Raw genomic sequence first — 2,612 nt, forward strand, 5'->3', positions numbered from 1 at the left:
TGGCGCGTAGCGCTACTTGGTCCCGATAGTCCACGTACCTGGTATCAGTTTTCTGGATAGGTGGTACTGCCGTGATTTCGGTGGTCTTCTGAGCGGTGGGGCGGCACGTCCGTGTCGCCCGTCACTGAGTCGGAAAGGCCCTTGGTATGGTCAACTATCGGGCGATCATGGAGCTGGTGCTCGCAGATCGCAGTTACAGCGAGGTCGTCGAGACCGTCGGATGCTCGCGACGCGACGTCTCTCGTGTGAAGCAAGCCCTCACCCGGCACGGAGTGACCTCGGCTGCGGCGGTCGGTGATGCCGAGCTCGCGGCGTGGTTCCCGGACGGACGCCGGCGGGTCTCGGTGGAGTACGCGCAGCCTGACCTGGCGCGCGTGCTGACGTCGATGAAGCAGAACCGGCACTTCACGCTGCTGCAGGCATGGCGCCGCTACGCCGACACCCAGAGCGGCGGGCAGAAGAAGTACGGGTATTCGCAGTTCTGCGCCCTGTTCGCCGACTACGTCAGATCGCATGACCTGGTCGCCGTGCTCCACCACGAGCCGGGACGGGCGATGCTCGTCGATTGGGCCGGTGACACGCTCGATCTCGTCGACGCGGTCACCGGGCAGGTCACCAAGGCGTACCTGTGGGTCGGGGTGCTTCCCTACTCGGGGGTGTTGTTCTGCCGCGCCTACGCGAACATGAAGTCGCCGGCGTGGCTGGACGCGCACGTGCGCGCGTTCTCGTTCTACAGGGGCGTGGTCCAGCTGGTGGTCCCGGACAACCCGACGACGTCGACGCATCCGCGGCGCAAGGGTGACCGGGAGCGGATTGTCAACGCCCGCTATCAGCAGCTCGCCGACCATTACGGGACCGCGATCGTCCCGGCCCGGGCGGGCAAGCCCCGCGATAAGGCCGCGGCCGAGAACGCCGTCAACGTGGTCAACAAGCGTGTCATCGGCTACCTCGAAGACGAGGTCTGGACGAGCCTGTCCGAGCTCAACGACGCGATCGAGCAGCGCGTCGACGAGATCAACCACGACCTGCGTCGGGCCGACGACACGACCCGGTGGCAGCGATTCGAGGCCGAGGAGCTGTCTTTGCTCGGTCCGCTGCCCGATGCGCGGTTCGAAGAGGTCGAGTGGAAAGAGCTCAAGGCAGGGCGGAACTACCACGTCACCGCCGATTCCCAGCGCTACTCCGTGCCCTATCAGCTAGCCGGGCGACTGTTGCGGGTCCGGCTGACGTCGTCGCGGGTGACGGTGTTCGACGGCACCGCGATCGTGTGTGAGCACCCCAGACTGTGGGGCCGCAAGGGCCGGTACTCGACGCTTCCCGAGCATGTGCCCAAGCAGCATCAGGGCATCGACGGCCTGTGGTCGAGGCGCTGGTTTACCGATCGTGCCCGCAGCGCCGGCCCGGCGACCGTGACGGTGATCGAGCAGGTCCTCGACCGGCAGACGATCGAGGCGCAGGGATATCTCGACTGCCAGAACATCCTGAGCGGACTCGGAAAGCAGAACCGGCAGCGGCTCGAGGCCGCCTGCCAGGAACTCGTCAACCGGGGCGGGTACGCCACCTACACGACGCTGAAGCGCATCATGGCTGCGATCGACAGCGACCAGAAGAAACCCAGGGCGCCGATCCCGGCCGCGTCCACACGCAAACGCGCAGCCAGCGCACCGAATGGACCCGATGTGTACGTGCGCGACGCGTCTCACTACGAGACCGGAGGGGAGGAGGCCCGGTGACGTTCACGAGCATCGATTACGACAAGTTCCGCCAGCTGCGGGTCACGCATATCGCGACCCGGTTCGAAGAACTCATCGACGACGAAGCCAACGACACGCTCACCCCGGAGCAGATCTTTCTCACCGCTACCGACGACGCACTCGAGCAGCGCCGGATCCACAAGGTCGACAAGCTCATCCGTGCCGCCGGCTTCCCCCTCCCGCAGGCATCGATCGCGGAGATCGACTACCGCGAGGATCGTGGCATCACCCCGGTGCGGATGCGTCGCTACGCCGCACACGACTGGCGAGCAGATCCCACCAACCTGCTGATCACCTCACCGACCGGCGGTGGGAAGACCTATCTGGCGTGCGCGCTCGGCATCGCGGCGTGTCACAACGGCCACTCCGTCGTCTACGCCCGGATGGACGACCTGGCCAGGAGGTTGGTGATCGCCCGCGGGGACGGTATCGCCCACCAGAAGCTGCTCAACGACCTCTCGCACACGGATCTACTCGTGATCGACGATTTCCTCACCGTCGGGATCGACAGCGACGCTGCCAGCGATCTGTTCGCAGTGCTGGCGAACCGGGAACACCGGCTGCCAACGATGATCGCCTCGCAGACGGGGCCAGCGCACTGGGTGGCCGAACTGCCGGACCGAGTCGCTGCGGACTCGATCGTGAACCGGCTGTCGAACCAGGCCCGAAAGATCAGCCTCGGCCAGATCGACATGCGCAGGCTCCGCCACGAGCAAGCCCGCGCCGACGACGGCTACTGGGAGTAGCCGCCAGGACGACAGGTGCCGGCCCCGAGCACACGCTCGGGGCCAGTACCACTCCCACCGAGCACCAGTACCAGGTACGTGGACTATCCGTACCAACCGACGCTACGCGCCA

The 2,612-nt window shown here is 66.1% G+C and carries 2 protein-coding genes; both read left to right on the top strand.

The window, feature by feature from the left end; genetic code table 11:
• Positions 1–146 precede the first annotated feature (146 nt).
• Positions 147–1,733: an IS21 family transposase gene (gene istA / locus BSP109_RS16410; protein ID WP_101602027.1), complete on the top strand. Its 1,587-nt coding sequence runs from the start codon at positions 147–149 to the stop codon at positions 1,731–1,733.
• Complete coding sequence (locus BSP109_RS16415; RefSeq protein ID WP_101602029.1) at positions 1,730–2,500, top strand: ATP-binding protein; 771 nt, start codon at positions 1,730–1,732, stop codon at positions 2,498–2,500. The genes istA and BSP109_RS16415 overlap by 4 nt, the downstream gene beginning before the upstream one ends.
• Positions 2,501–2,612: the final 112 nt, after the last annotated feature.

This window comes from Brevibacterium sp. Mu109 (assembly GCF_900169375.1).
GTDB lineage: Bacteria > Actinomycetota > Actinomycetes > Actinomycetales > Brevibacteriaceae > Brevibacterium > Brevibacterium yomogidense_A.